This window comes from Myxococcales bacterium (assembly GCA_016717005.1).
Lineage (GTDB): Bacteria > Myxococcota_A > Polyangia > Haliangiales > Haliangiaceae > UBA2376.
The window spans coordinates 185,832-212,308 of the sequence record JADJUF010000016.1; the positions used below are offsets into that span (position 1 = coordinate 185,832).

Consider the following 26,477-nt stretch of genomic DNA (forward strand, 5'->3'; position numbering starts at 1 on the left):
AGCGCGGGCGGCGCGGTCGAGGCCGGCGCGCGCGCCGGGGCCGCCCACGGTTCGCGCGCGCTCAGTCCGGCGTGAGCGCGCGGGCGGCGCGCTCGAGGCCGGCGCGCTCGCCGGGGCCGCCCACGATCGCGACCAGCGTCAGCGTGCGGAACAGCAGCACGCGCGCCGCGACCAGCTCGACCCCGGCGGCGCCGCGCCGCCGGAACGTCAGCTCGAGGGTCGGCACCCGGGCCGGGCCGGTCCGGACGAGCGCGCGCGCCAGCTCGACGTAGCCGGGGGCGCTGGCGAAGCCGCGCACGATCGCGTCGACGTGGGCGGTCCGGGTCGCGTCGCGCCACGCCGGCAGGTTGGGGACCTCGTAGCGGACGACCACCGCCGTCGCGGCGCCGCGGGTCCGGACCACGCCGCCGGCGTCCGCGGCCGGGCCGGTCCAGTCGTCGTCGAGCGTGAGCGTGGCCGGGCCCAGGTCGACCGGCTCGGCGGCGGCGGCCGTGGCCGCGAGCGCGACGAGCGCCGCGACCCGACCGATCACGTCGGGGCCAGCTCGTCGACGATGCGGCGCTGATCCGACTCGCTGCCGAACCAGTCGCGCGGGTAGACGAACGCGTGGCCGCGGGCCTCGACCACCAGCACCGGCGCCGCCTGGGTCCACGACACCGACCGCCGCAGGAAGTACACCGCGGTCACGTCGGCCTTGCGCAGCTTCTCGGGCGCGCCGCGGCACAGGCCGCGCGGCAGCTCGACGTCGTCGCCGGCCACGACCACCGTGCCGGCGGGGTGACGGAAGGTCTGGAGGGCCTGCCAGGCGTTCCACAGGCCCCACGCCACCAGCACCACGCCGATGCCCTGGCCGAGCGTGCCGAGGCCGCTGATGCACAGCGCGCCGACGATGAGCCCGATCGCGATCCAGCGCAGGTGCTGGCCGCGGGCGTGGAACAGCTCGACCGCGAGGCGGCCGTCGGCGTCGGTCGACGCGCCGCCGGGCGCGTCGTCGCGCGCGGGGTCAGGCTTGCCAGTCGGACGTGAGGGCATGGACGCGGGCGCGGATGTCGGCGAGGTGGACCTGGGTCAGCCGGCGATCGTCGACGACCAGGCGACCATCTACCACGACCCGGGTGATCGCGCGAGGCGACAGCGCGTAGACCAGGTTCTTGGCCAGCGGCCCCTCGGGCCACAGCGACGGGTCGTCGAGGTCGACCGCGACCAGGTCGCAGCGGTAGCCCGGGGCCAGCTCGCCGACCGGCAGATCGAGCAGGCGGGCGCCGCCGCGGGTGCCCATGGCGAAGACGTCCTCGGCGGTCATGACCTGGCCGTCGGTGCGCGCCACCTTCTGCAGCAGCGCGCACGCGCGCATCTCGTCGAGCACGCTGACCCGGTTGTTCGAGCAGCCGCCGTCGGTGCCGAGCCCGATCGTGACGCCCCGGCCGTGCAGGTCGACCACGTCGGTGATGCCGTCGCCCAGGAACATGTTCGAGCCCGGGCAGTAGGCCAGGCGGCCGCCGCGCTCCGCCAGGACCGCGCGCTCGCCGGCGTCGAACCAGCAGGCGTGCACGACGTTCATCGCGGCGAGGTCGACGTCGAGCCCGGCCACGGCGTGCAGCGGCCGCTGCCCGAACCGGGTCAGCGACTGCTCGACCTGGTACTGCTCCTCGGCCAGGTGGATGTGCCACGGCACGCCGGCGTCCTTGGCGCAGCCGGCGCCGGCCTCGATCATCGCCGGGGTCGCGCCGTGCTGGCTGTGGGGCGCGGGCTGGACGCTGACCAGGCGGCGCTCGCGATCGTGGTAGCGGCGGTGCAGCGCCTCGAAGTTGGCGACCGCCTGGGGGATGGTCTCGCGGTAGCTGGCCGGGGCGCCGTCCCAGTCGTAGAAGCACCGGGCCAGGACCACGCGGATGCCGAGCGCGCGCGCGGCCTCGATCGTCGCGCTGGCGTGGTCGTTGCCGCCGGCGTTGAGGTAGTAGAAGTCGCACACGGTCGTGACGCCGTGGAGCAGCATCTCGCCGAACGCGAACAACGCCGCGGTGGCCATGCCCTCGGCGTCGAGGCGCGGCGAGTACCGGTACAGCGCCCGCTCGCGCCAGGCCAGGAACGGCAGGTCGTCGCCGATGCCGCGCAGCAGCGACTGGAAGCTGTGGTTGTGGGCGTTGACGGTGCCGGGGAAGATCGCGGTGCGCGCCCAGGTCACGACCCGGGCGCCGGCGGCCCGGGGATCGGCCGCGACCACGGCGGGGTCGCCGACCGCCAGGATCACGCCGTCGTCCTCGAGCACCGCGGTCGCGCCGCGGGCCACGCCGCCGACCACCGCGCGATCGGCTCGGTACAGGGTCGCCATGGCGCGACGCCACCACGGAACCCCGGGCCGGCGCAAGCCGGTGTAGCCTGCGCCGTGGCCGATCTGATCGCTGACGCAGCCGCGGGCAAGCTCGCGCCGATCTACGTGGTCGCGTCCGATCACCCGATCCTGGTCGACCGGGCGCTGGCCGCGGTGCGCGACGCCGCGGTGCCGGCGACGATGCGGGCCTGGAACTACGACGTCATCGAGGGCAAGGCCACCGGCGCCCGGATCGCGACCGCGTGCCAGACCCTGCCGATGATGGGCGCGACGCGCATGGTCTACGTGCGCGACCTGGCGCCGATGGCGGCCGACGAGCTGGCCAGCCTGATCCCGTACCTGGCGGCGCCGTCGCCGTCGACGGTGCTGTTCGCGGTCACGAGCAAGCTCGACAAGCGGCTCAAGTTCTACGCCGCCGCCAGCAAGCGCGGCTACGTCCACGAGCTGGTCGCGCCCAAGCGCGTCGACGGCTGGATCCGGACCGAGGCCGAGCGCCGGGGCGTGCGCCTGGCCGCCGACGCGGTCGCGCGCCTCGCTGACGCGATCGGCAACGACCTGTCGCGGCTGGCGCTGACGATCGATCAGCTCGCGCTCTACGCCGGCGCGCAGCCGGTCACCGCCGACGACGTCGACGATCTGGTGGCCGACACCCGCGAGCGCTCGGTGTTCGAGCTGACCGACGCGATCGGCGCCGGCAACGCCGCGGCGGCGCTGGTGGCGGTGGCGTCCCTGGCCGAGCAGCGGCAGAGCGCGATCGGCGTGCTGGCGATGCTGGGGCGGCACCTGCGCCAGCTCGAGCTGGTGCACGTGGCCCGGGCCGAGGGCGTGGGGCCGCGCGAGCTGCCGGCCCGGCTGGGCGTGCCGCCGTTCGTCGTCGACAAGCTCACGTCCCAGGCCCGGCGCTACCGGCCGTCCGCGCTGGCGCGCGCGATCGAGCTGGTGGCGGCCGCCGACTGGGCGATGAAGGGCCACCCCGATCCCACCGTCGTCGGCGTGATCACCGAGCCCGCCAGCACCGGCGCGGTCCAGAAGATCCTCGGGCGCGGCCTGGGCGAGCGGGTGCTGCTCGAGCGGCTGGCGGTCGAGCTGGTCGCGCTCGGCGGCTGAGCCCGGGGGCTCAGCGCTCGACGTGGGCCGCGAGCGCGTCGGCGACCGCCGTCGGCGCGTGGCGCATGAGCATGTGGCCGGCGCCGGGCACGGTGACCCGGCGCGCGTCCGCGAAGCAGGCGAGGCGCCGCGCCAGCTCGGGTTCGGGCAGGCGCAGCCGCGACTCGGCGCCGTCGAGGTACAGCACCGGCGCGGTCACCGCGCGCCAGTAGCTGGCGGCGGCGTCGACGCGGAACGGGTAGGGGCCCTGGGTCAGGTGCAGCGGGTCGTGCTTCCAGGACACGCCGCCGTCGACGGCGCGGGTGCCGTGGCCGGCCAGCTCGAGCGCGCGCGCGGCGGTCAGCAGCGGATCGTGGCGGCGCAGGCGCGCGGCGGCGTCGTCGACCGACGCCAGCACCTTGGGCACGCGCTCGGTCGTGGTCCAGGTGTCGATCCAGCCGCGGGTGCGCGCCGGTAGATCGGCGCCGCCCTCGGGCGGGCCCAGCCCCTCGAGCAGCGCGACCCGGTGCGGGCGCGACGGCCGGGTCCCGGCCCAGTACGCCACGATCGTGCCGCCCATCGAGTGGCCGGCGATCGACACGGTGTCGCGGCCGACGCGCTCGACCACCTGGTCGAGATCGGCCACGTAGTCGAAGAAGTGGTAGTAGCCGCCGGCGCCGATCCAGTCGCTGTCGCCGTGCCCGCGCAGATCGACGGCGACGACGTGGTAGCGCTCGGCCAGGCGCGCCGCGACCTCGGCCCAGCCCCAGGCCAGGTCGAGGAAGCCGTGGACCAGCACCAGCGTGTGATCGCCGGCGCCCCACTCGAGCAGGTGGTAGGTGAGCCCGGTGGGCAGCGCGATGCGGCGGCGGCGCGGGGGCGGCGGCGTCATTGGGCGATGATCCGGTGGACGGGGCCGTCGTCAGCGAGCACGACCACGTCGCCGGTGACGGCGGCGGTCACGGCACGACGACGCGGCGGACCCGGCCATCGTGCGTGACGACGTACAGCTCGCCGACGCCGTCGCTGTGGACGTGGGTGATCGCGCCGACGCTCTGGAGCACGCGCTGATCGTTCTGGGCGGCGCCGTTCATGATGCGGAACGACCACAGCTCGGCCGCGGAGTAGTCGCCGTAGAAGTAGGTGCCGACCAGGTCGGGGAAGCACGCGCCCCGGTAGACCTGGCCGCCGATCACCGAGTGCCAGTTGGCGGCGGCGGCGTGCTCGGTCACCGGATCGGTGCGGCCGGCGGTCAAGCAGCCGCTCGTCGGCTCGTAGCAGTGCGCGCCCTCGCGATCATCCCAGCCCCAGTTGACGCCGGGCAGGTTGGGCGTGAAGTCGACCTCCTCCCACGCGTTCTGGCCGACGTCGCCGATGTAGAGATCGCCGGTGGCGCGATCGAACGACCACCGGAACGGGTTGCGCACGCCCTTGTGCCAGATCTCGGGGCGCGGATCGGTCGCGCCGTCGACGCTGCCCGCGTGGGGGTTGTCGGTGGGGATGCCGTAGGCCTTGGCGCCGGTGCGGGTGTCGACGTCGATGCGCAGGATCTTGCCGAGCAGCGCGGCGTCGTCCTGGGCGCGATCCTGCGGATCGCCGCCGGAGCCGCCGTCACCCATGCCGATGTAGAGCTTGCCGTCGTTGCCGAACTCGAGCCAGCCGCCGTTGTGGTTGGCGTAGGGCTGGGGGATGACCAGCACGTCGCGGCGGGTCGCGACCGGCGCGGTGTCGTCGCCCGGGGCCGTGGTGAACTCGGCGATCACCGTGGCGCCGTCGGGCTTGCGGGTGAAGTTGACGTAGAACCTCCCGTTGCTGCCGAACTGCGGGTGGAACGCGAGGCCGAGCAGCCCCTGCTCGCCGCCGAAGCGCACCGGGCCGGCGGTGCCCGAGAGATCGAGGTAGGGCGCGGTGACCAGGGCGCCGTCCTTGATGAGCCGGATCGCGCCGGGCTGCTCGACCACGAACACGCGGCCGTCGTTGACGGGGCCGGTGAGCGCGACCGGCTGGTCGAGGCCGGTCGCGACCGGCGCCAGCGCGACGGTCGTGCCGGCGCGCGGGGTGCAGCCGAAGGTCGCGGCGTCGACGCTGGGGCCGTCGAGCCCGCCGGCGTCGACGTCGCCGGTGGTGCCGTCGTCGGACGCGGCGTCGATCGGCGGGGACGATCCGCCGCCGCCGCCACAGGCGATGACTCCGGATCCGAGGGTGAGGGCGAGGACGGCGCGGCGCATGGGCCGCGACTATACGCCCGCGGGCGCCTCGCTCAACCGTCGTCGCGGGCCGGGTCGGGGGGCGGGGCGGGGGCCGCCGCGCGGCCGCGCTTGCGATCCTGCACCTCGCGCTTGGCCGACCAGCGCGCGACCGCGATCAGGATCACGCCGGCGGCGGCCAGCGGCGCCAGGAACACCCAGCCCACGAACTGGTCCTGGTCGGCGGAGCCGAACGCGTAGAGCGCGATGACCATGCCGATCAGCAGCACCAGCGCCGCGCCCAGGTAGCCGAGCAGCTCGACCTTGCGCCGACGGATGCTGGCCTCGAGCAGCACCACCAGCTCGGCGGCCTTGTCGGGCGGCAGCTGCGTGATCGCGGCCTCGATGCGCTCGCGGAACTCGGGATCGCGCAGGCGCTCGGCCAGCTCGGCGGGCTTGATCGACGCCGGGAGCGCGTCGCCGCCCTCGGTGATCGGCTTGGATGCACGCGACTTGGCCATGCCGCGGCAGCCTACCCGAAAGGCGGCGCGCTTGCGCCGGCCACGGCGCCCGGGCATGGTCGCGGCGATGGCCCAGCGCATCCGCGACGACCTCGGCCGGGACGTGTGCCTGGTCCGCCCCCGCAGCGCATCGTGTCGCTGGTGCCGAGCGACACGTACACGCTGTTCGCGCTGGGCTGCGGCGAGCGCGTGGTCGGCCGCACCACGTACTGCGATCAGCCGGCGGCGGCGGCGGGGATCCCGACGGTGGGCGGCACCAAGGACGTCGACGTCGACGCCGTGCTGGCCCTGGCGCCCGAGCTGGTGATCGCCAACCAGGAGGAGAACACCCGACCGGCGCTCGAGCGCCTGGCCGCGCGGGTGCCGGTGCTGGTGTCGATGCCGCGGCGGGCCGCCGACGGCGTGGCCCACGTGGCGCGGCTGGCGCGGGCGCTGGACGTGGCCCGGACCCCGGCCGCGGTCGAGCTGGTCCGGCGCGGCTACGAGGCCTGCGCCGCGCCGCCGCCGCCGGCGCGCGGGCGGGCGTTCGTGCCGATCTGGATGGATCCGCTGATGACGATGAACGCCGACACCTTCGGCAGCGACGTGCTGGCGGCGGTCGGCATCGGCAACGCGTTCGACGATCGGCTGCGGCTGTACCCGCTGGCCGCCGATCTGGGCAAGGCCGCCGCCGCCGATCCGGGCGGGCGCGATCAGCGCTACCCGCGGGTCAGCGCCGACGAGGTCGTCGCGCGCGCCCCCGACCTGGTGCTCCTGCCCGACGAGCCGCGCGCGTTCACCGCGGCCGATCGCGCGACCCTGGCGGCGCTGCTCCCGGGCGCGCGCCAGGTCGACGTGTCGGGCCGCGACCTGTTCTGGTACGGCGCGTGGACGATCGAGGCGCTGCCGCGCCTGCGCGCCGCCGCCGCGAGCTGGTAGGGTCGGCGGCGCATGGAGCGCCTCCACGTCGTCGACGGTCACGGCTACATCTTCCGGGCCCACTTTGGGTTGATGAACGCGTCGTCGCGCAGCGAGCGGCGCGAGGTCCGGCTGTCGACCCGGGACGGCATGCCGACCGGCGCGCTGTACGTGTTCGCGCGCATGCTCTTGCGCCTGCACGAGGACGTCGGCCCCGAGCGCATCGCGGTGGTCTTCGACGCCGGGCGCAAGAGCTTCCGCACCGAGATCTACCCCGAGTACAAGGCCCACCGGCCGCCGGCGCCCGAGGACCTCGCGATCCAGATGCCGCGGTTCGCGCCGCTGGTCGAGGCGCTGGGCTGGCCGGTGCTGGCCATCCCCGGGGTCGAGGCCGACGACGTGGTCGCGACCCTGGCCACGGCCGCGGCGGCCAAGGGCTGGGAGTGCACGATCTACTCGGCCGACAAGGACCTGATGCAGCTGGTCGGCGAGCACACCGCGGTCATCGACGCGATGCGCGCGCAGACCTACACCCGCGCGGCGGTGATCGAGAAGTTCGGCGTGCCGCCCGAGCGCATCGCCGACTTCCTGGCGCTGCGCGGCGACGCGAGCGACAACATCCCGGGCGTGGCCGGCGTCGGCGACAAGACCGCGGCCGAGCTGGTCAACACGTTCCCCGACGTCGAGGCGCTGATCGCCGCGAACCCCAAGGTGCGCGGCAAGTTCCCGCTGGCCGACGCCGCGCAGGTCGAGCGCCTGCGGATCTCGCGGCGCCTGGTCGAGCTCGATCGCGCGGTGCCGCTGCCGCGTGAGGTCGAGGACCTGCGGGCGCGGCCGTGGGACCGCCCGGCGCTGATCGCGCAGTTCAGCGAGCTCGAGTTCGCCAACCTGGTCGAGAAGGTCGAGCGCACCACCGCGGCCAGCCCCGACGCGGCGCCGCCGCCGGCGCTGGTGGTCGAGGCCCCGGCGGCGCTGGGGCCGGCCCCGGTCGTGGCCGACACCGCGCCGGCGATCGCCGCGCTGGTCGCGGCCGCGCGCGCCGCCGGGCGCCTGACGCTCGCGATCGAGACCACCGGTCGGTTCGATCGCGCGACGGTCATCGGCGTCGCGGTGGCCGTCGCCGGGCACGCCCCGGCCTACGTGCCGATCGCGCACCGGTCCCTGGCCGCGGGGCCGCCGCCCAGCGACGCCGCGCTGGCGCCGCTGGCCGCGGTGCTGGCCGACCCCGCGGTCGCCAAGACCATCCACGACAGCAAGCACGCCGAGCGGGCCCTGCTCGGGCACGGCTGGCCCCTGGCCGGCATCGTCGACGATCCGCTGCTGGCGCAGTTCCTGGTCGACGCCAGCGTCGACTCGGGCATCGAGGCCATCGCCGCCACCGTCGGCGTGACGCTGCCGAGCCACGCCAAGACCGTCGGCAAGGCCGGCTCGTTCGAGGCGGCGGCGCCGATCGAGGCGGCGACCTGGCTCGGCACGGCGGCGGCGGCGGCGGCGGCGGCGGCCCCGCGCCTGCGCGCCAACCTCGAGGCCCGCGGCCTGACCGCGCTCTACGACGAGCTCGAGCTGCCGATCGCCCGCATCCTGTGCGAGCTCGAGCGCACCGGCATCTGCATCGACCGGGCCCACTTCGCGCAGCTCTCGGCCGAGGTCGCGACCCAGATCACCGCGCTCGAGGCCCAGATCGCCGAGCTCGGCGGCGGCGACATCAACGTCGGCTCGCCCAAGCAGCTCGCGGCGCTGCTGTTCGAGCGGCTGGGGCTGACCAGCGACCGCATGAAGAAGACCAAGACCGGGTACTCGGTCGATCACGAGGTGCTCGAGAGCATGATCGACGCCCACCCGATCGTGCGGCCGATCCTCGATCACCGCGAGCTGACCAAGCTGCGCGGCACCTACCTCGACGCGCTGCCGCCGCTGGTCAACCCGAAGACCGGCCGCCTGCACACGCTGTTCAACCAGGTCGTGGCCGCGACCGGCCGGATCTCGTCGCAGGATCCCAACCTCCAGAACATCCCGATCCGCACCGAGGTCGGCCGCGCGATCCGGCGCGGGTTCGTGGCGGCGCCCGGCAAGGTGCTGCTGGCCGCCGACTACTCGCAGATCGAGCTGCGGATCATGGCCCACCTGTCGGGCGACCCGGTGCTGTGCAAGGCGTTCCGCGAGGGCATCGACGTCCACGCCCAGACCGCGTCGGAGGTGCTCGAGCTGCCGCTGTCGGCGATCACCTCCAAGGAGCGCCGGATCGCCAAGGCGGTCAACTACGGCCTCATCTACGGCCAGTCGGATTTCGGCCTGGCCCGCGCGCTCGACATCTCCAAGAAGGACGCGCGCGCGTACATCGATCGCTACTTCGCGCGGTTGCCGACCGTGCGGCGGTTCATGGATCAGCTGGTCGCCGACGCCAAGCAGGCCGGCGGGGCCCGGACCGTGCTGGGCCGGTGGCGCCCGATCCCCGAGCTGGCGTCGAAGAGCCCGGTGGCGCGGCGCGCGGCCGAGCGCGTGGCCCAGAACACGCCGCTGCAGGGCTCGGGCGCCGACATCCTCAAGCGCGCGATGGTCGCGTGCCACCGCCGGATCGCCGCGGCCAACCTGCCCGCGACCATGCTCCTGACCGTCCACGACGAGCTGGTGTTCGAGGTCGAGCCCGACCGCGCCGACGAGATCGGCGCGGTGGTCAAGGAGGAGATGGAGGGCGCGTTCGCGCTGGCGGTGCCGCTCGAGGTCGACCTGGGCGTGGCCCGGACCTGGGCCGACGCGTGATCGCCGCACGCCGGGCGGGCGCGGCCGGGCCGGCGCGCTATGCTGACGGGCGTGCGTGTCGCGACCGTCCTGGTCCTCGTCGCCGCCGCCTGTGGCGGTGACCGCGGTGGCGATCAGCCGCTGGTGACGACCCCGCCGGTCGTGGCGCCGCCGCCGGCGCCCCAGGCCGCGACCCCGCCGGTCCGCGCCGACGCCGGGCCCACCGTCGAGCCGCTGATCGGGGCCTGCGCCGCGGCCGCGACGCCGACGACCGCCCCCGAGCGCCAGGTCGACGCGCTCCTCGACGAGGCTGGTCGCCACCTCGCCGAGGGCGCCTGGGCCGACGCCTTCACCTGCGCCGACATGGCCGCGGATCGGGCGCCGCGCGCGATCGAGGCCCACCACCTGCGCGGCGCGGCGCTGGCCGGGGCCGGGCGCGACGCCGAGGCCGCGATCGCCTACGACCTGGCGCTCGCGCTCGATCCCGAGGACCCCGAGACCCTGCGCGCCTGCGCCGACTTCTACGTCAACGTGATCTCCGACAAGACCCACGACACCACCGCGCTCGGGCTCGAGCTGGCCCGGCGCGGCAGCGCCCGCGCGACCGCGCGTCGACGGGGCCAGACCGACCTGCGGGCCGAGCTGGCGCTGCTCGAGGCCCAGGCCTGGAACGATCTGGGCCGCGCCGATCTCGCGCTCGAGCGGGCCGCGGTCGCGGTCAGCCTCGATCCGCAGCTCATCGACGCGATCCACGAGCACGGCGTCGCGCTGTTCAACCTGGGCCGCTTCGCCGACGCCGCCGTCCGGCTCGAGCGGGTGCTGCGCGATCGTCCCGACGAGCCCTACGCCCACCACATGCTGGCGCTGGCGCTCGAGCAGCTGGGCCGCACCGCCGACGCCGCCGCGCACTTCGCGCGGGCCCGGGCGCTGGCGCCCGACGAGTTCCCGCCCCCGGTCGAGATCACGATCGCCGAGATGGAGGCCGAGATCGCGCGCGCGGTGGCGGCGCTGCCGCCGACGGCCCGCGCCAAGGCGGCGCTGGTGCCGATCACGGTCGCCGACGTGCCCGATCCCGCCGATCTGCGCGCGAACGATCCGCCGTTCCCGCCGACCATCCTCGGGCTGTTCCGGGGCCTGCCGCTCGGCGCCAGCCCCGAGCCGGGCGAGCACCCGCCCGAGCGCGCGATCTTGCTGTACCGGATGAACCTGGCCCGCGCGGTCCGCTCGCGGGCCGAGCTGTCCGAGCAGATCGAGCGGACCCTGCGCCACGAGCTCGGGCACCTCGACGGGCTCGACGAGGACGATCTGCGCCGCCGCGACCTCGAGTGAGGTGCGATCACGCGTGAGGGCCGCCGCGGCCTCGTGTACCATCCGGGGCGCGATGTCGGATCGAGCGGCGCCGGCGCCCCCGCCCCCAGGCGACGACCGCGTCATGCTCGCGGCGGCGCTGCTCCAGGAGCGCAAGAAGCTCGAGCTCGTGACCGAGGTCGGGGCGGCGCTGTCGGCGACGCCAGACCTCGACCAGCTGCTGCAGCTGCTGATCGACAAGGTCACCGAGCTGATGGACGCCGACCGCTCGACCTTGTACCTGCTGTCCGAGGACGGCCGCGAGCTGTGGTCGAAGGTGGTCCAGGGCCGGGACACGCTCGAGATCCGGCTGCAGGTCGGCGAGGGCATCGCCGGCTGGGTCGCGGCCTCGGGCGAGGTCGTCAACATCGCCGACGCCTACCGCGACACCCGGTTCCAGCCCGCGGTCGATCTGCGGTCGGGCTACCGCACGCGGTCGATCCTGTGCGTGCCGATGCGCAACCGCGCCGGCGCGGTCGTCGGCGTGGTCCAGGTGCTCAACAAGCGCGCGCCGGCGCTGGCCGAGCGCCGGACCGACGACGACGTCAGCGCGACGATGGCGCTGTTCTCGTCGTTCTCGCGCGACGACGAGGAGCTGCTGCTGGCGCTGGCCAGCCAGACCGCGGTCGTGATCGACAACTCCAAGCTGTACCTGTCGGTCGTGGCCAAGAACGCCGAGCTGGCGCGCACGACCGCGCTCCTGGCGGCGCGGTCGCACGAGCTCAACGTGCTGTACGAGGTCGAGAAGGAGCTGTCGGCGGCGACCGACCTCGACGGCTCGCTGGTCCGCATCCTGGGCCGCGCGGTCGATCTGCTGGGCGCCGAGGCCGGCTCGATCGCGCTCCTGACCGCGGCCGGCGACGCGCTCGAGCTGCGCACCGTGCTGGGGCCGGCCGCCGAGCGGCTGCGCGACGCCAAGATCGGGCTGGGCCAGGGCCTGCTCGGGTGGGCGGTGGCGCGGCGTGAGCCGGTCATCGCCAACCAGGTCGACGGCGACGCGCGGTTCGCGCGCGACTTCGCCGAGGCCCACGGCGTCGCGGCGCGCGCGCTGATGGCGGCGCCGGTGCTCGACGGCGAGCGCGTCGTCGGCGGCATCGAGATCCTCGACAAGCGCGCCGGCGACTTCGACGAGGCCGATCTGCGGCTGCTCGTGCTGGTGGCGGGGCAGGTCGGCCAGGCGATCAGCCTGGCGCGCAGCCGCGACGAGACCCGCGATCAGGATCGGCTGGCGTCGATCGGGCGGCTGATGGCCGGCGTGCTGCACGATCTCAAGACCCCGATGACGGTGATCTCGGGCTACGCGCAGCTGATGGCCGGGTGCGACGACGCGGCCCAGCGCGAGCGCTACGTCGAGAACATCCTGCGCCAGTTCGACACGATGAGCGGCATGACCCGCGAGGTCCTGGCGTTCGCGCGCGGCGATCGCGATCTGATGATCCGGCGCGTCTACATGCACAAGTTCATCGCCGAGGCGGTGGCGCAGCTGCGCCAGGCGTTCGCCGGTCGCCCGATCGCGATCGAGGTCGACCTCGGCTACGACGGCGTGTCGCACTTCGACGAGACCAAGATCCTGCGGGTGCTGCACAACCTGGCCCGCAACAGCGCCGACGCGATGGAGGACGGCGGCCACTTCTGGGTCCGGACCCGCCTCGACGGCGAGCAGCTGGTGATCGAGACCGCCGACGACGGCCCCGGCATCCCGGCGGCGCTGCGCGGGCGCCTGTTCGAGCTGTTCGCGTCGGGCCGCAAGGGCGGCACCGGCCTGGGGCTCGCGATCGTCAAGAAGATCGTCGACGACCACGGCGGCTCGATCACCTGCGACACCAGCGCGGCCGGCACCACGTTCACGATCCGGCTGCCGCACCGCGGCTCGCGCACCGGCGAGTTCGCGCCGATCCGATGACGACGCGGGTCGCCGGGCCGGCGCCGATGGTGTCGGTGGACGGCGTGTCGCGCCGGTTCGGGGCGCGGGTGGCGCTCGCCGACGTCGGCTTCACCGTCGGCGCCGGCGAGCTGTGCGGGCTGGTCGGCGGCAACGGCGCCGGCAAGACCACGCTGGCGCGGATCCTGGCCGGGTTCCTCGATCCCGACGCCGGCCGGGTGATGATCGCCGGCGTCGACGTCGCGACCGCGCCGCAGGCCGCGGCGGCCCGGCGCGGCTGCCTGGTCGAGGGCGCGCCGCTGCCGCCGGAGCTGGGCGCGCGCGAGTACCTGCGCTGGCGCGCGCGCCTGCGCGGGGTCGAGGTCGACGTCGACGCGGCCCTGCGCGAGGTCGGCCTGCTCGATCGCGCGCGCGACGCGATCGCGACGTTGTCGAAGGGGCAGCGGCAGCGGGTGGCCTGGGCCGAGGCGTGCCTGGGCGCGCCGCCGGTGCTGCTGCTCGACGAGCCCGCCGCCGGCCTCGACGAGGAGGAGCGCGCCGCGGTCCGGGCGCGGCTGACCGCCGGCCGCGGGGCCCGGGCGGTGGTGTGGGCCAGCCACGAGCTGGCCGACGTCGAGGCCGCCGCCGATCGCGTGGTCGTGCTCGTGGCCGGACGGGTCGCGGGCGCCGGCACGATGGTCGAGCTGCGGGACGCGGCCGGGCTCGCGGCCGACGCGTCCTTGCGCGCGGTGGTCGCCGCGCTGGGAGCGCAGGCGTGACCACCGTGGCGCGGGTCGCGATCGTCGCGCGCATGCAGCTGGCCGCGGCGCTGCGCTCGCCGGTGGCGTGGATGGTGGCGGCCGGGTTCCTCGTGCTCGAGGGCGTGTCGTTCGCCGCGCTGGTGGCGGTGCTGGCCGACCCGGCCCGGCCGGCGCCGGTGGGCGCGGTGCTCGAGGGACACTTCGGCGGCACGCTCTTGTCGTGGGCGGTGCAGCTCACGGTGATCGCGGCGGTGGCCGCGCGCGCGGCCGAGGATCGCCGCACCGGGCTGTGGGAGGCGCTCGTGGCCGCGCCGATCGGGGAGGGCGCGGCGCTGGTGGGCACGTGGCTGGGCGCGCTGGCGCTGTACGTGATCCTGTGGCTGCCGACGGTGGCGTACGTGATCGTGCTGGCGGCGTGGTCGCCCGGCGACGCCGCGATCGACTGGGGCCCGGTCGTCGCCGGCTACGGCGGGCAGCTCGTGATCGGCGCGGCCGCGCTGGCGGTCGCGCTGGCGGCGGGCGCGACCGTGCGCCAGCCGGTGGTCGCGACGGTCGCGGGGTTCGCGGTGCTGCTGGCGTGGCTGATCGTCGGCGAGGTGCCGACGCTGTGGCCCGGGCTCGGGCGCGACCACCCGGCGCTGGTCGAGGCGCTGGCGTGGGCGGCGCCGCGGCCGATCGCCGGCGCCTGGGCCCGCGGCGCGATCGCCCCGGCCACGGTCGCGTGGCTGGGCGGGCTGACGGTCGGCGCGCTGGCGCTGGCCGCGGCGCTGGTCGGGGTCGGGCGGCGGCGCCGGGCGCCGCTGGCGCTCGCGGCGTACCGCGCGGCGCTCGTGGTCGTCGGCGCGGCGCTGGTGGCGATCGTGCTCGCGCGCCGGGCCGCGCCCTGGGACGTCAGCCGGGCCGGGCGCAACCACCTGGCCGCGGCGACCGAGCGCGCGCTCGACGCGCTCGACGCGCCGGTGACCGCGACGGTCATCCGCCCCGGCATCGCGACGATCGATCCGCTCTACGACGAGGTCGAGCGGGTGCTGGCGCTGATGGCCCACCGCGGCGGCAAGGTCGAGGTCGTGCGCTGGGATCCCGCGCGCGATCCGACCGCGGCCCCGGCGGCGGCCGCCGCCGCGGTGCTCGACGAGCGCGAGCTGGTCCGCGGCGGCGCCGTGATCCTGGCGCGCGGGCCGCGGACCCGCGCGGTCGCGCTGCTCGATCTGGTCGAGGTCGGGCGCGACGCGATCGCCGCGCCGACGTTCACGACGGTGGCGGTCGAGCAGGCGCTGGCGCGGGCGCTGGCCGAGCTGGCCGACGACGCGCCGCGCACGCTGTGCACGACCGTCGGCCACGGCGAGCTCGACGCGGGCGCGTGGGGCGCGGTCACCGCGCGCCTCGCCGACGACGGCATCGCCGTCGAGCCGATCGAGCGGGTCGCGCCGGTGCCGGCGCGGTGCACGGCCGTCGCGGTGATCGGCGCGGCCACCGCGCTGCCGGCCGACGACCAGCGCGGCCTCGACGCGTACCTCGCGCGCGGCGGCGGCCTGCTGGTGGCGGTCGCCGGGCGCGCGGTCGACGGGGCCGCGCCGACCACCGGCGTCGACGCGGTGCTGGCGGGGTGGGGCGTCGCAGCGGCGCCGGCGTGGGTCGACGATCCCGACGGGGCGATCGACCTGCCCGGCGCGGTGCGGGTGATCGACGGCTACGCCGACCACCCGATCGTGCGCGGCTTCCGCGGTCGCCGGGTCACGATCTGGCAGCGGGCGCGGGCGCTGGTGCTGTCGCCGCCGGCCCAGGCGCTGGTGACCACCTCGGCTGGGGCCCGCGCCCTCGACGAGCGCGGCGCCGAGGTGGCGCTGGCGGCGCCGCTCGCGCTCGCGGCCACGGCCGAGCGCGCCCGCGGGCGGGTCGTGGTGCTGGCCGGCGCCGAGGCGATCGGCGTCGACCCCGACGTGCGCGGACACGGCACCGATCTGCTGGCGGCGCGGGCGGCGGCGTGGCTGGTCGGGCGCGTGCCCGAGGTGTCGGTGCCGCCCAAGGCCGGCGATCAGGTGCGGCTGGTGCTGACCGGCGGTGAGCGTCGCGCGGTGGCGGGCGTGGTCATCGTCGGCATCCCGCTGATCGCGGTGGCGCTCCTGGCCCTGCTGGCGCGGCGGCGGCGGCCGTGAGCCAGGACGCGTGGCGCACGCTGGTCGCGACCGCCGTGGTCGCGGTGCTCGCGGCGCTGGTCGCGATCACTGGTGACGAACGCCCGGCGGTGACGCGCGCGGCGCTGGCGCCGGGGCTGCGCGTGGCCGACGTGACCCGGGTCGAGCTGCGCCGCGGCGATCGCGCGGTCGTCGTGGCGGTGGCGGCCGGCGGCGCGCGGGTGGTCGCGCCCGACGACGGCGCCGCAGATGTGAGCGCGGTGGCCGATCTGGTGTCGGCGGTCGCGTCGGCGCGGGCCGATCGCTGGGCCGCGCACGCGATCGCCGCGCCGCGGGTCACGCTCACGATCGTCGGCGCGCGCACGATCGCGCTGGCGCTGGGCGATGAGGTCGCGGCGACCGGGCAGGCGTGGGTCACGGTCGACGGCCGCGGCGCGCTGGTGCCGGCCTGGGTCGGGCACGCGCTCGATCGGGACCCCGACGATCTGCGGGTGCGCCGGCTGGTGCCCGCGGGCGTGGCCGCGACCGGCGTCGACGTCCACGGGCCCGGCGTCGATCTGGTGCTGGCCGGCGCCGCGCTGGTGCGCCGCGACGGCGACGGGCGGTCGACCCGGCTGGCGGTCGCGGCCCGGGCGACGCTGCTCGCGCACCTGGCCGCGCTGTCGTTCGTCCGGTTCGTGCCGGCGCCGCAGCCGCACCCGCCCGCGCTGGGCGAGGCGCGCGTGCTCGGCGCGGCCGCGCCGATCGAGCTGGCGTGGCTGGGCCCGTGCGCCGATCCGACCCAGCAGCTCGTGGTCGCGTCCGCCGGCACCGGGTGCGTCGCGACCGCCGCCCTCGACGCGGTGCTCGCCGCCGCGCGGTTCGCCGCCAGCGCCGACGCCATCGCGCCGACGCCGCTGGTCGCCGCCGGGCCCGCTGGTCGAGCTCGCGGTCGCCGGCGGCCCGCGCCTGCGCCGCGACGGCGGCGGCTGGCTCGTCGACGAACGCGACGCCGACGGCGACCGGGTCGACGCGCTGCTGGCCGCGCTGGCCGCGCCCGCGATCGTGCGGCCGCGGGCGCCGCTCGATCTCATCGGCGCCGAGGCCTGGACGCTGGTCGACGCGACCGGGGACGCCCAGGGCTGGCGCGTGCGTCGCACGGCCGCCGCGACGACGATCGTCCGCGACGACGAGCCGGTCGCGCTGGTCCTCGACGCGGCCGCCGCCGCCGCGCTCGCGACCGTCGGCGTCGACCTGCGCAGCCGTCAGCCGCTCCGCCTCGATCCGACCCGGGTCGCGGCGATCGGCGCCGACGGCGTCACGATCACCCGCGGCGCCGTGCTCGGCGAGTGGACCGCCTCGACCGGCACGGTCACCGCCGCCGCCGCCGCGCTGCCCGCGCTGCTCGCCGCGCTGCAGGTCGACCGCCACGCCGCCGTCGCCACGCTCGGCCGGGTCCGCCGCACGCTCACCGTCACGATCGACGCCGAGCCGCCCGTCACCGTCGCCGTCGGCGCCGCCGATCGCACCGGCTGCTGGATCTCCCTCGATCCCGCCGCCGCCGCCCACGTCCCCGCCGCCACCTGCGCCGCGCTCCTCGCCCCGCTGACCGCGCGGTGAGCGACGCGCCGGCGATCGAGGCGCGACCTCGACCAGATGCACTACCATCCGAGCGATGAGAGGTCTCACAGCGTGCGTCGTGGTGTTGCTCGGGTGTGGATCGTCGTCGCCACCGGCGCCGGTCGCCTACGTCAGCGGGCGCATCCAGGTCGACGGCCGCGGCCGGATGAAGATCTCGCTCCGGCCTGAGGACCGGCACCGGGTCTCGATGGTCGCGTCCGGGACCTTCCAGGGCACGATCGCCGACCGGGCGACCGGCGCCGTGATCTGTCGTGGCGAGGGCCAGTTCGACAAGAAGAGCGAGGTCAACAGCGAGTGGATCGACGCTCACTGCCAGCGACCGCCCGGCGTCGCCTCCGTGCGCGTGACCCTCGCGATCACCGTCGGCGGCCTGGTCCGCGACACCTCGTACGACCTCAAGGCCACCAGCGTGTTCGAGGAGCCCGACCCGCCTGCGGCGACGGTGGCGACCGACGCAGGTGTGGCCGTCGAGCCGAGCGCCGCCGCGCCGGTCGACGGCGATCCGGTGGCCCGCGAGGTGGCGACGCTGACGGCGCTGCTGGCCGCCATGCCACCCGCGGACAGCGTGTCGCAGCCGTGCCCGCCGCTGCCCGATGACCGCGCCGCGCTCACGATCGATCACGCGTTGATGACGCTGCTCGCGGGTGGGCAGGTGGCCGGCGGAGAGTCGGCGTGGTTGTCGTTCGGGATCTCGTCGGCGCCGTACGTGTACCTGGGGTCCCTGCGGTTGCACTTCGCGACCCGGACCCAGCCAGACACCGCCGCGGCCCAGGCTGGCCTCGCCCAACCCCACCGCTTGCTGTGGGTCGTGCGTGCGGCCACCCGACGACGCGCGACGATGGTCGCCTCGGATCGCGAGGGCACGTTCAACCCAGGCCTGTTCTCGGGCACCGTCGTCTTGCTCGATCGCGACACCGCCAAGGCGCTGTGCTGGGCGCCGGTCCACGCCACCTCGTCGCAGCGTTGGGAGTACGATCGCAAGAAGACCGACGCCCAGACCCAGCTCGACGCGGATCTCTCCGCTCGCGTGCTCGCGGCGACCACCCGCGCCAAGCACCTCCTCGCGCCCGCGCTCGTCGACGAACCACCGGCCTGGCTCGATTCACCGAACTGATCGCCGGACTTGCGCACAACGCTCCGGGCCGAGTTCGGGCATGGCCCCGACGCTCGCGCACAACGCTCCGGGCCGAGCCCCGCGCCCGCGCACAACGCTCCGGGCCCAGCGCCCGCTCCGCGCTGAACGCTCCGGGCCGTTTCGGGTGAGGGCCCCGGCGCCCGATCCGCGCTGAACGCTCCGGGCCGTTTCGGGTGAGGGCCCCGGCGCCCGCGCTGAAGGCTCCGGGCCGTTTCGGGTGAGGGCCCCGGCGCCCGCGCTGAAGGCTCCGGGCCGTTTCGGGTGAGGGCCCCGGCGCCCGCGCTGAAGGCTCCGGGCCGTTTCGGGTGGGGGCCCCGGCGCATGCCGGGGGAGGGTTTTTTCGAAAAACCCTCTCAATATCTCAGTGCGGCGGCGGGGCGATCGTCGCGGGCGGCAGCGCGTTCGGATCCTCGGGCGGCGCGTCCCAGTTCTGGGTCACGTTGCGCATGGTCTTGTAGACCAGCAGGCCGTCGGTGTTGTTCTCGCCGTGGGCCGACGAGTTCAGCCACGTGCCGGTCGTGATCACCTCGTCGCCGACCTTGTACGGCGGCACCGGGCGCCACGCCTTGATCTCCTCCTTGGGGAGGTTCTTGATCTCCATCGCGGTCGGCGCCCGCGGCACCTCGACCACCCACGCGGCGCGCTCGACCGGCGTGTCGGGGGTGTCGCCGAGGTAGAACGCCGGGCGGCGGCACAGCGTCGGATCGGTCTCGATCCGCTTCTTGACCGCGGCGTCGTCCTCGGAGGGCTGGCGGATGGCGGTGGCGCAGTCGTACGCCCACACCACGTAGCCCTTCACGCTGATCTCGCTCTTCAGGTACTTGTTGCCGAGGACCCGCAGCTCCTTGATCGAGTGCGAGCCGTCGGGGTAGGCCTTGGGCACCTCGAACGCGGGCACCGCCGGTACCGTCACCTTGATCTTCCCCTGCTGCACCTCGGCCTGGGCGCCTTTGAGCTGGTCGTTGTTGCAACCACTGGCCGCGAAGGACAAGGTGGTTGCGATCAAGGCGGCCCCGATGGGGCTGGCCGCGTGCGTGCGCGAGTTCGCCATGGCCGGCGTCATAACATGAGCCATTTCCCCTCTCAAGCGAGCTGGCGCGCGGTCGGCGTCGCGGCGCTCGCCCTGGCGGCGGCCTGCGATGGCGCCGCGCCCCGGGTCAAGCCGTGGCGGCACGCCCCCGACCCGATGTCCGTGGCCGAGCGCGCGCCCCGGTCGGCGGCGCTGGCCAAGGACGACACCGACGAGACCTTGCGCAAGCGGCGCGGGCACACCCTGCGGATCCACGTCGACGCCGCGCCCCGGACCCTGCACCCGCTGCTGGCGCCGTCGGTGTGGAGCCGCCGGATCCTGGTCGGCCCGGTGTTCCAGCCCCTGGTCCGGTACGTGCCTCCGGCCGACGGCACCGGCACCGGCCCCGGCGCCTACCTGCCGGGGCTGGCTCGGTCGTGGCGGATCGAGCTCCAGGGCACCCAGCTGATCATCGAGCTCGATCCCGAGGCCCGGTGGCACGACGGCCGCGCGGTGTCGTCGGTCGACGTCCAGTTCACCCTCGACACCGTGCGCGATCCCGGCCGCCACCTCGATCACCTGCGCGGCGGCCTGGCCAACGTCGAGTCGGTCGAGCTGGTCAACCCGCGCACGGTGCGGGTGCGGCTGCGGCAACCCGACGGCTGGTTCCTGCGCGCGCTGGCCGAGATCCCGATCGTGCCGTACCAGCAGTACCAGGGCGACCTCAGCGGCGGCGGGCGCCTGATCGGCTCGGGCCCGTACCGCGTCGTCAGCAACGCCGACGGCGTCGTCCACCTCGGCCGCTGGGACGCGTACCGCGGTCCGGCGCCGGCGATCCCCGACATCGAGTACGTCTACCAGCCCGACGCGGCGGTGGCGCTGATGGCCGCCAAGCGCGGCGAGTTCGACATCATCCCGACGCTGGTGCCCGAGCACTGGCCCGGGCAGGCGTCGGCGCCGGGCCTGGCCGCCAGCTTCACGTCGCTCGAGCTCCTGCCGCCGCGCTTCCGCTACGCGGTGTTCGGCGCGATGACGCCGCCGACCGACGACGCCCGGGTCCGCCGTGCGCTCGGGCTGCTGATCGATCGCGAGGCGATCGCCGCCGACGCGGCCCACGGGCTGGCCCGCCCGATCGCGGGGCCGATCTGGCCGGGCGGGCCCGGCGACGGCCCGGCGCCGCCGCCGCCGCGGATCGATCCCGGCGCGGCCGGGCGCCTGCTCGACGAGGCCGGCTGGATCGACGGCGACGGCGACGGCGTCCGCGAGCGCGGCGGGCAGAAGCTGCGGCTCGAGGTGCTGGCGCTCGAGGGCGGCGCCGGCCGCGCCACGCCCGAGGTCGACAAGGTCCTCGACGGCCTGCGCCGCGCCGGCGTCGGCCTCGACGTGCGCCTCGGCACCGACGCGGTGCTGCGCAATCGCGTGCGCGACGCGACCGTCAACCTCGCGTTCCTCGAGTGGACCGGGCCGGTCGACACCGATCTGACGCGGCTGGTCGGGACCAACGGCGCCGACAACGTCGGCCACTTCTCGTCGAGGCGCATCGACGCCGCGCTGGCGGCGATCGCGGCGGTGTGGGAGCCCGAGTCGCGCGGGCCGCTGGTCGGCGACCTCGCGGCGATCCTCGCCGACGAGCTGCCGATCGCCGGCCTCGTCGCCGCCGCGCCCCAGGGCCTGGTCCACAAGCGGGTCACCGGCGTCGTGGTCTGGGACGGCTGGTTCGACGTGAGCGCGCTGGCGCTGGTGCCGGACCCGCCGCCGCCCGCGAACCCGTGACGGCGCGGTAAGCTCGCGCCGATGACGCGGGTCGACCGGCTGGGCTTCGCGGTCGTGCTGGCGCTCGCGGCGTGCTTCGAGCGCGGCGGCGGCAAGCGCGAGGTGCCCCCGGCGCCGGCCCCGCCGCCGGCGCCGATCGCCGCCGGGTGGCGCACCGCCGAGCCGCGCCGGCCGCCGGCGCCCGACGCGACCGTGCGGGTCGCGCTCGAGGCCGAGCCCGCCACGCTCGATCCGTTCGCGACCCTCGACGCCGCGTCGGCGCGCGTGCTCGGCAACGTGGTCGAGGGCCTGTGGTGCGCGACGGCGGCCGGCGCGCTCGAGCCGTGCGTGGCCGCGCGCCACGAGGTGTCGGCCGATCGTCGGCGCTGGCGGTTCACGCTCGATCCCGCGCGCCGCTTCAGCGACGGGCGCCCGGTGACCGCGGCGGACGTGGTCGCCAGCCTCGACGCCGCGCGCGGCCGCGGCCACCCGGCCGGGCCGCTGGCCGGCGTGCTCGACGACGCGGTCGCGGTCACCGCGCCGGCGGCGGGGCAGGTCGAGCTGGTGGTCGCCGAGGACCGCCCCGATCGCGCGCGCGATCTGGCGCTGGTGCCGATCGTACCCGCCGACCAGCTCCGCGCGCCCAGCCTCGCGGCCGCGCCGATCGGCACCGGCCCGTTCGCGGTGGCCAGCTGGGATCGCGGCGAGCGCGTGCGCCTGCGTCGGGTCGCCGGCGCGCGCCGCGCCGCCGCCGCGGCGAACCTCGAGCTGGTGTTCGTCGCTGACCGCGCCGACGCGATCCGGCGCCTGGCCGCCGGCGAGCTCGACCTGGTGGTGCAGGTGCCGATCGCCGAGGCCGTCGCCGCGACCGCCGCGCACCCCGAGCTGACGCGGTTCCGCTACGCCCAGCCGGCCTACCTCGCGGCGATCTACAACACCCGCCGACCCGCGCTGACGACCGCGGCCGCGCGCCTGGCCCTGACCGGCTCGCTCGACCGCGCCGGCGTCGCCGCGACCATCCTCGGCGGCGCCGCGACCCTGACCGGGCCGTGGCTGCCCGACGACCCCAGCTACGATCCCGCGGTCGCGCCGGTGCCGTTCGCGCGCGGCGCCGCGCCGATCGCCGCGCCGCCGGCGCTGACCGTGCTGGTGCCGGCGGGCTCGACCACGACCGCGCGCATCGCCGACATCTGGGCCGCCGACGCCCGCGGCCGGTTCGCGCTGACCGTCGCGGCGGTGCCGTTCGCCGACCTGCTCGGGCGCCTCGCCGGCGGCGACTTCGACGTCGCCTTGACGTCGCTGTCGGCCGGGCCCGAGGCCGATCCGGCGGCGCGCCTGGCCAGCGGCGCGCCGGCCGAGCAGAACTGGACGGGGCTGGCCGACGCCGACCTCGACGCGCTCTTCGCCGCGCGCCGCGCGGCCACGACCGACGCCGAGCGCGCCGCGACCGGCCGCGCCATCCACCGCCGGATCGCGGCGCTGGCGCCGATGGCGTTCATCGCGGTCGACACCCGGGCCGGCCTGGCCCGCGCCGATCTCGGCGGCGTGATCGGCGACGGCAAGGGCGTGCCGCCGGGCTGGCGCCTGTGGCGAGCCGCGCGGTGATGGCCACCGGAGCGCGCGTCGCCGCCCGCGTCGCGATCGCGTGGCTGGCGACCTGGCTCCTGGGCTGGACGCTGCTCGAGCTGGCCGCCGATCCGCCGGCGGTGGTGGCGGCGCGGGCCGGCTCGGCGCTGCCGCCCGACGGCGGGCGCGCCGGCCGCGATCAGGTCGTCGCCCGGGTCGCGGCCGAGCTCGACCTCGACGGCGGGGGGCTCGCGCGCACCGGGCGCGCGCTGGTGCGGGCCGCGATCCTGGCGCCAGGGCCGTCGTGGCGCGACCGACGGCCGGCCGGCGCGATCGCCCGGGCCCACGCCGGCGCGACCCTGGCCCGCGCCAGCGCCGCGACGGTGCTCGCGCTCGCGGCCGGGGTGCTGGCGCCGCTGGCGCTGGCGCGGCGACGGCGGGCCGCGGCGCTGGTCGCGGTCGGCGGCGGGCTCGGCCTGTCGGTGCCGCTGGTGTGGCTGTGCCACCTGGCGCTGGCGGTGGCGCCGACCGCGGCGCTGTCGTCGACGATGGCGGTCGTGCTGGTCGCGGTGGCGCCCGCCGCCGTGATCGCGCTGCACGTCGGGGCGGCGCTGGCCCGCGCCGATCACGGACCGCTCGCGGTCGCGGTGCGCGCGCGCGGCGCCAGCCGCCGGCGCTGGCACGCGGTCCACGCGCTGGCGCTGGTCGCGCCCGGGCTGGCGCCGCTGGCCGCGTCGACGATCGCGTTCGCGCTCGCGGCCAGCCCGGTGGTCGAGCGCGCGCTGGCGCTGCCGGGCGCCGGGCGCACGCTCGTGGCCGCGGCCGCGGTCGGCGACGCGCCGGTGCTGCTGACCCTGGCCGCCGGCGCGGCGGCGGTGGTCGCGCTGGTCGGCGGGCTCGGGCACGCGCTGGCGCGTCGGCTCGACCCGCGGCTCGAGGCCGGCGCGTGACCCGGCGCCTGGCGCTGACGTGGCTGGCGATGATCGCGCTGGTCGCGCTGGCCGCCGATCTGATCGCGTCCGACCGCGCGATCGTCGCGTCGGTCGGCGGTGCCTGGCGGTGGCGGCCGGCGACGCCGCGGGCCGAGCTGGCGCCGCGGCTGGGGCCCGACGACTGGGCGCTGTGGCCGCCGATCGCCGCCGATCCGCTGGCGGTGCGCACCGACGGCGCGCTCGCGCCGCTGGCGCCACCGTCGGCCCGGCACCGGCTCGGCACCGACGACCGCGGCCGCGACGTGGCCGCGCGGCTGATCCACGGCGCCCGCACCAGCGCGACCGCGGCGGCGCTGGCGACCGCGCTCGCGACCGCGCTGGCCCTGGTGCTCGGCCTGGCGCTGGCTCGGGCCGGGGCGTCGACGCGCGCCGTCGGGATCGCGGTCGTCGACGCCGTCGCGTCCGCGCCAGCCCTGCTCGTGGCGCTGGCCGCCGGGGCCCTGGTCGGCGCGCACGGCGCCTGGGCGCTGGGCCTGCTCATCGCGGTGCCGCGCGGCGCCGACACCGCCCGCCTGGTCGCGGCCCAGCTCGAGACCGAGCTGGCGGCGCCCTACGTCGAGGCCGCCCGCGCGATCGGCGCGTCGCCGAGCGCGATCCTCTTCCGCCACGCGCTGCCCGCGGCGCGCGCGGTCGTGACGACCGCCGCCGCGATCACCGCCGCGACGGCGGTGCTGTCCGAGGCCGCGCTGTCGTTCCTCGGCCTGGGGCCGCCGCCGCCGACGCCGTCGTGGGGCGAGCTCTTGGCTCAGGCCACGCAGCACGAGCTGCGCTGGTGGCTGTCGGTGCCGGCCGGCGCGACGGTCACGATCACCGCCGCCGCGCTGTTCGCGCTGGCCCTGGCACCGTCGCGCGCTTCGCGGTAGGAAGCCTCGTGGCCCGCCGCCCGCACCCCGACGAAGACGTCCCGCGCCTCCCACGCGGCCGCGGCCTGTCGTTCTCGATGAGCGAGGTGGTGCGGATCCTGGTGGTCGCGACCGGCCTGGCGGCGCTGCTGATCCTGCAGAAGCCGTGCGCCGACTCGGTGTCGAAGTTCGTCACCAGCTTCAGCCCGGTCGACGCGGGCGCGGGCGCCGCCGACGCGGGCGCCGCGGCGATCCCGACCGGGGTCCGCTTGCGCACCGACATGACGCCGGCCGAGATCGAGGCGGCGATCCGCGCCGCCCGGGGCGAGGCGCTCGACGCCGGCGCGGTCGCCCCCGAGCTCGCGCCGCCCGACGCCCGCTGAGTTTCGGTTTCGGTTTCGGTTTTCGGCGGTTTCGGCTTCGGTTCCGGTTCCGGCTCCGGTTCCGGTTCCGGTTCCGGTTCCGGTTTCGGTTCCGGTTCCGGTTCCGGTTCCGGTTTCGGTCCGGTTCCGGTTCCGGTTCCGGTTCCGGTTCCGGTTCCGGTTCCGGTTCCGGTTCCGGTTCCGGTTCGGTTCGGTTCCGGTTCCGGTTCCGGTTCCGGTTCCGGCTCCGGCTCCGGTTCCGGCTCCGGCCCGGCCCGAAACCGACACCGGCACCGACACCGACACCGGCCCCGCCGGCTCCGGCTCCGGCTCGGCCCGGCTCCGGCTCCGATCGCGTCAGGCGCTGGCGATCGCGACGTCGAGCGGCTGCTCGTTCGTGACCGCGTGCAGCGCGCACGGCATGTTCTGGCGAGTCCGGGCGATCACCGCGGGATCGATCGTCGCGACGACGACGCCCTCGCCGTCGGCCTGCTCGGCCACGATCGTGCCCCACGGATCGGCGACGAGCGCGTGGCCGTAGGACGCGCGGGCCTCGTTGTGCTGGCCGCCCTGCGCCGCCGCCACCACGTACGCCTGGTTCTCGATCGCGCGCGTCCGCAGCAGCAGGTGCCAGTGGGCCGCGCCGGTGCGCGCGGTGAACGCCGCCGGCACCAGCATCACGTCGGCGCCGGCGCGCCAGAGCTTGCGGTACAGCTCGGGGAAGCGGACGTCGTAGCAGATCGTGATCCCGAGCGAGAGGCCGAGCGTCCGCACCACCAGGCCGGCGTCGCCGGGCGCGGTCGCGTCGGACTCCCGCAGCGTCGTGGCCGCCTGGTCGTCACGGGCCGGGATGTCGACGTCGAACAGGTGGATCTTCCGGTAGCGGGCCGCCAGCTCGCCGCCGGGCCCGACCACGAGCGCGGTGTTGTAGGCCCGGCGATCGTCGCCCGAGACCCGCTCGGGCATCCCGCCGCCGATGACCACGGCCCGGTGCTGGGCCGCGATCGCCTGCAGGGTCTCGACGATCGGCCCGGGGTGGGCGTCGTCGATGGTCTCGGCGATCGCCATCTTGTCGGCCTCGCGCCGGCCCAGGAACGCGAAGCACTCGGGCAGGACGATGATCTGGGCGCCGGCGTCGGCCGCGCGGGCGGCGAGGGCGCGGCAGGTCGCCAGGTTGCGTGCGAGATCGTCGGTGCTGCACATCTGCACCGCGGCGATCGAGACCGGAGCGAAACCCATGGCCTTTCCTAGCAGAGTTCCGCCGCTGACCGCAGAATCTGGGGGCGCTCCGCGGCGTCGCGATCGGGGCCAAGGCCGGGGCCGCCCCGAGGTCG

General features: G+C 76.3%; 22 protein-coding genes. 14 read left to right on the forward strand and 8 right to left on the reverse strand.

The features are described from left to right. Window positions 1-61: 61 nt before the first annotated feature. Genes IPL61_16690 through IPL61_16700 form a run of 3 tightly spaced genes read right to left on the reverse strand, consistent with a single transcriptional unit; the run spans window position 62 to window position 2,332 of the window. Window positions 62-532, reverse strand: coding sequence for a hypothetical protein (locus IPL61_16690; protein ID MBK9032882.1), 471 nt, complete (start codon window positions 530-532; stop codon window positions 62-64). After that, a complete protein-coding gene (locus IPL61_16695) occupies window positions 529-1,032 on the reverse strand; it encodes a hypothetical protein (protein MBK9032883.1) in 504 nt (167 codons plus the stop codon). The genes IPL61_16690 and IPL61_16695 overlap by 4 nt, the downstream gene beginning before the upstream one ends. Then, window positions 1,004-2,332, reverse strand: coding sequence for an amidohydrolase family protein (locus IPL61_16700; GenBank protein MBK9032884.1), 1,329 nt, complete (start codon window positions 2,330-2,332; stop codon window positions 1,004-1,006). Before IPL61_16700 ends, IPL61_16695 begins: the two co-directional genes overlap by 29 nt. 54 nt (window positions 2,333-2,386) lie before the next feature. Here IPL61_16700 and holA point away from each other — a divergent pair, with 54 nt between their 5' ends. Further along, entirely contained in the window at window positions 2,387-3,439 is a 1,053-nt protein-coding gene (gene holA, locus IPL61_16705; GenBank protein MBK9032885.1) for a DNA polymerase III subunit delta, read from the forward strand. A 10-nt stretch (window positions 3,440-3,449) separates the two neighbouring features. Here the strand turns inward: holA and IPL61_16710 are convergent, their stop codons facing one another. The 3 genes from IPL61_16710 to IPL61_16720 all read right to left on the reverse strand — a co-directional run bounded on the left by IPL61_16710 (window position 3,450) and on the right by IPL61_16720 (window position 6,125). After that, the gene (locus IPL61_16710; protein MBK9032886.1) at window positions 3,450-4,310 is read right to left on the reverse strand and encodes an alpha/beta hydrolase; all 861 of its coding nucleotides are present in this window, start codon (window positions 4,308-4,310) and stop codon (window positions 3,450-3,452) included. Between the two features lie 67 nt (window positions 4,311-4,377). Next, entirely contained in the window at window positions 4,378-5,646 is a 1,269-nt protein-coding gene (locus IPL61_16715) for a PQQ-dependent sugar dehydrogenase (protein MBK9032887.1), read from the reverse strand. A 32-nt stretch (window positions 5,647-5,678) separates the two neighbouring features. Further along, the gene (locus tag IPL61_16720) at window positions 5,679-6,125 is read right to left on the reverse strand and encodes a hypothetical protein (GenBank protein MBK9032888.1); all 447 of its coding nucleotides are present in this window, start codon (window positions 6,123-6,125) and stop codon (window positions 5,679-5,681) included. A gap of 105 nt (window positions 6,126-6,230) precedes the next feature. Between IPL61_16720 and IPL61_16725 the strand changes: the two genes are divergently transcribed. The 8 genes from IPL61_16725 (at window position 6,231) to IPL61_16760 (ending at window position 18,599) form a co-directional block, all read left to right on the forward strand. Continuing rightward, window positions 6,231-7,043 carry an ABC transporter substrate-binding protein gene (locus IPL61_16725; protein ID MBK9032889.1) on the forward strand — a complete coding sequence of 271 codons (813 nt, stop codon included), beginning with the start codon at window positions 6,231-6,233 and terminating at the stop codon, window positions 7,041-7,043. 12 nt (window positions 7,044-7,055) lie between these two features. Further along, a complete protein-coding gene (gene polA / locus IPL61_16730) occupies window positions 7,056-9,782 on the forward strand; it encodes a DNA polymerase I (protein MBK9032890.1) in 2,727 nt (908 codons plus the stop codon). 51 nt (window positions 9,783-9,833) lie between these two features. Further along, entirely contained in the window at window positions 9,834-11,090 is a 1,257-nt protein-coding gene (locus IPL61_16735) for a metallopeptidase family protein (protein MBK9032891.1), read from the forward strand. A 52-nt stretch (window positions 11,091-11,142) separates the two neighbouring features. Further along, on the forward strand, window positions 11,143-13,011 hold the full coding sequence (locus IPL61_16740; protein ID MBK9032892.1) for a GAF domain-containing sensor histidine kinase: 1,869 nt from the start codon (window positions 11,143-11,145) through the stop codon (window positions 13,009-13,011). Beyond that, window positions 13,008-13,748 (forward strand): ABC transporter ATP-binding protein, encoded by a 741-nt coding sequence (locus IPL61_16745; GenBank protein ID MBK9032893.1) that lies wholly within the window; start codon window positions 13,008-13,010, stop codon window positions 13,746-13,748. Before IPL61_16740 ends, IPL61_16745 begins: the two co-directional genes overlap by 4 nt. After that, the gene (locus tag IPL61_16750) at window positions 13,745-15,886 is read left to right on the forward strand and encodes a Gldg family protein (protein MBK9032894.1); all 2,142 of its coding nucleotides are present in this window, start codon (window positions 13,745-13,747) and stop codon (window positions 15,884-15,886) included. Before IPL61_16745 ends, IPL61_16750 begins: the two co-directional genes overlap by 4 nt. Window positions 15,887-16,909: 1,023 nt before the next feature. Then, window positions 16,910-17,464 (forward strand): hypothetical protein, encoded by a 555-nt coding sequence (locus tag IPL61_16755; GenBank protein ID MBK9032895.1) that lies wholly within the window; start codon window positions 16,910-16,912, stop codon window positions 17,462-17,464. A gap of 55 nt (window positions 17,465-17,519) precedes the next feature. After that, on the forward strand, window positions 17,520-18,599 hold the full coding sequence (locus tag IPL61_16760) for a hypothetical protein (GenBank protein MBK9032896.1): 1,080 nt from the start codon (window positions 17,520-17,522) through the stop codon (window positions 18,597-18,599). 382 nt (window positions 18,600-18,981) lie between these two features. On the opposite strand, the gene IPL61_16765 is transcribed toward IPL61_16760, so the two are convergent. Continuing rightward, a complete protein-coding gene (locus IPL61_16765; protein ID MBK9032897.1) occupies window positions 18,982-19,671 on the reverse strand; it encodes a hypothetical protein in 690 nt (229 codons plus the stop codon). Window positions 19,672-19,686: 15 nt separating this feature from the next. On the opposite strand from IPL61_16765, the gene IPL61_16770 reads away from it, so the two are divergent. Genes IPL61_16770 through IPL61_16790 form a run of 5 tightly spaced genes read left to right on the forward strand, consistent with a single transcriptional unit; the run spans window position 19,687 to window position 25,164 of the window. Next, a complete protein-coding gene (locus IPL61_16770) occupies window positions 19,687-21,402 on the forward strand; it encodes a hypothetical protein (GenBank protein MBK9032898.1) in 1,716 nt (571 codons plus the stop codon). Window positions 21,403-21,423: 21 nt separating this feature from the next. Next, complete coding sequence (locus tag IPL61_16775; GenBank protein ID MBK9032899.1) at window positions 21,424-22,986, forward strand: ABC transporter substrate-binding protein; 1,563 nt, start codon at window positions 21,424-21,426, stop codon at window positions 22,984-22,986. Continuing rightward, a complete protein-coding gene (locus IPL61_16780; GenBank protein MBK9032900.1) occupies window positions 22,986-23,897 on the forward strand; it encodes an ABC transporter permease subunit in 912 nt (303 codons plus the stop codon). Before IPL61_16775 ends, IPL61_16780 begins: the two co-directional genes overlap by 1 nt. Further along, entirely contained in the window at window positions 23,894-24,802 is a 909-nt protein-coding gene (locus IPL61_16785) for an ABC transporter permease subunit (GenBank protein MBK9032901.1), read from the forward strand. The genes IPL61_16780 and IPL61_16785 overlap by 4 nt, the downstream gene beginning before the upstream one ends. Before the next feature lie 8 nt (window positions 24,803-24,810). Continuing rightward, on the forward strand, window positions 24,811-25,164 hold the full coding sequence (locus IPL61_16790; protein ID MBK9032902.1) for a hypothetical protein: 354 nt from the start codon (window positions 24,811-24,813) through the stop codon (window positions 25,162-25,164). A gap of 336 nt (window positions 25,165-25,500) precedes the next feature. On the opposite strand, the gene IPL61_16795 is transcribed toward IPL61_16790, so the two are convergent. Then, window positions 25,501-26,382 (reverse strand): carbon-nitrogen hydrolase family protein, encoded by an 882-nt coding sequence (locus IPL61_16795; protein MBK9032903.1) that lies wholly within the window; start codon window positions 26,380-26,382, stop codon window positions 25,501-25,503. Window positions 26,383-26,477: the final 95 nt, after the last annotated feature.

Excerpts from the sequence above, each read along its gene's own strand:
- IPL61_16720 (MBK9032888.1), bottom strand. The coding sequence starts at position 6,125 with ATGGCCAAGTCGCGTGCATCCAAGCCGATCACCGAGGGCGGCGACGCG.
- IPL61_16715 (MBK9032887.1), bottom strand. The coding sequence starts at position 5,646 with ATGCGCCGCGCCGTCCTCGCCCTCACCCTCGGATCCGGAGTCATCGCC.
- IPL61_16740 (MBK9032892.1), top strand. The coding sequence starts at position 11,143 with ATGTCGGATCGAGCGGCGCCGGCGCCCCCGCCCCCAGGCGACGACCGC.
- polA (MBK9032890.1), top strand. The coding sequence starts at position 7,056 with ATGGAGCGCCTCCACGTCGTCGACGGTCACGGCTACATCTTCCGGGCC.
- IPL61_16695 (MBK9032883.1), bottom strand. The coding sequence starts at position 1,032 with ATGCCCTCACGTCCGACTGGCAAGCCTGACCCCGCGCGCGACGACGCG.
- IPL61_16775 (MBK9032899.1), top strand. The coding sequence starts at position 21,424 with ATGACGCGGGTCGACCGGCTGGGCTTCGCGGTCGTGCTGGCGCTCGCG.
- IPL61_16780 (MBK9032900.1), top strand. The coding sequence starts at position 22,986 with ATGGCCACCGGAGCGCGCGTCGCCGCCCGCGTCGCGATCGCGTGGCTG.
- IPL61_16770 (MBK9032898.1), top strand. The coding sequence starts at position 19,687 with ATGAGCCATTTCCCCTCTCAAGCGAGCTGGCGCGCGGTCGGCGTCGCG.
- IPL61_16760 (MBK9032896.1), top strand. The coding sequence starts at position 17,520 with ATGAGAGGTCTCACAGCGTGCGTCGTGGTGTTGCTCGGGTGTGGATCG.
- IPL61_16795 (MBK9032903.1), bottom strand. The coding sequence starts at position 26,382 with ATGGGTTTCGCTCCGGTCTCGATCGCCGCGGTGCAGATGTGCAGCACC.
- IPL61_16745 (MBK9032893.1), top strand. The coding sequence starts at position 13,008 with ATGACGACGCGGGTCGCCGGGCCGGCGCCGATGGTGTCGGTGGACGGC.
- IPL61_16710 (MBK9032886.1), bottom strand. The coding sequence starts at position 4,310 with ATGACGCCGCCGCCCCCGCGCCGCCGCCGCATCGCGCTGCCCACCGGG.
- IPL61_16700 (MBK9032884.1), bottom strand. The coding sequence starts at position 2,332 with ATGGCGACCCTGTACCGAGCCGATCGCGCGGTGGTCGGCGGCGTGGCC.
- IPL61_16765 (MBK9032897.1), bottom strand. The coding sequence starts at position 19,671 with ATGGCGAACTCGCGCACGCACGCGGCCAGCCCCATCGGGGCCGCCTTG.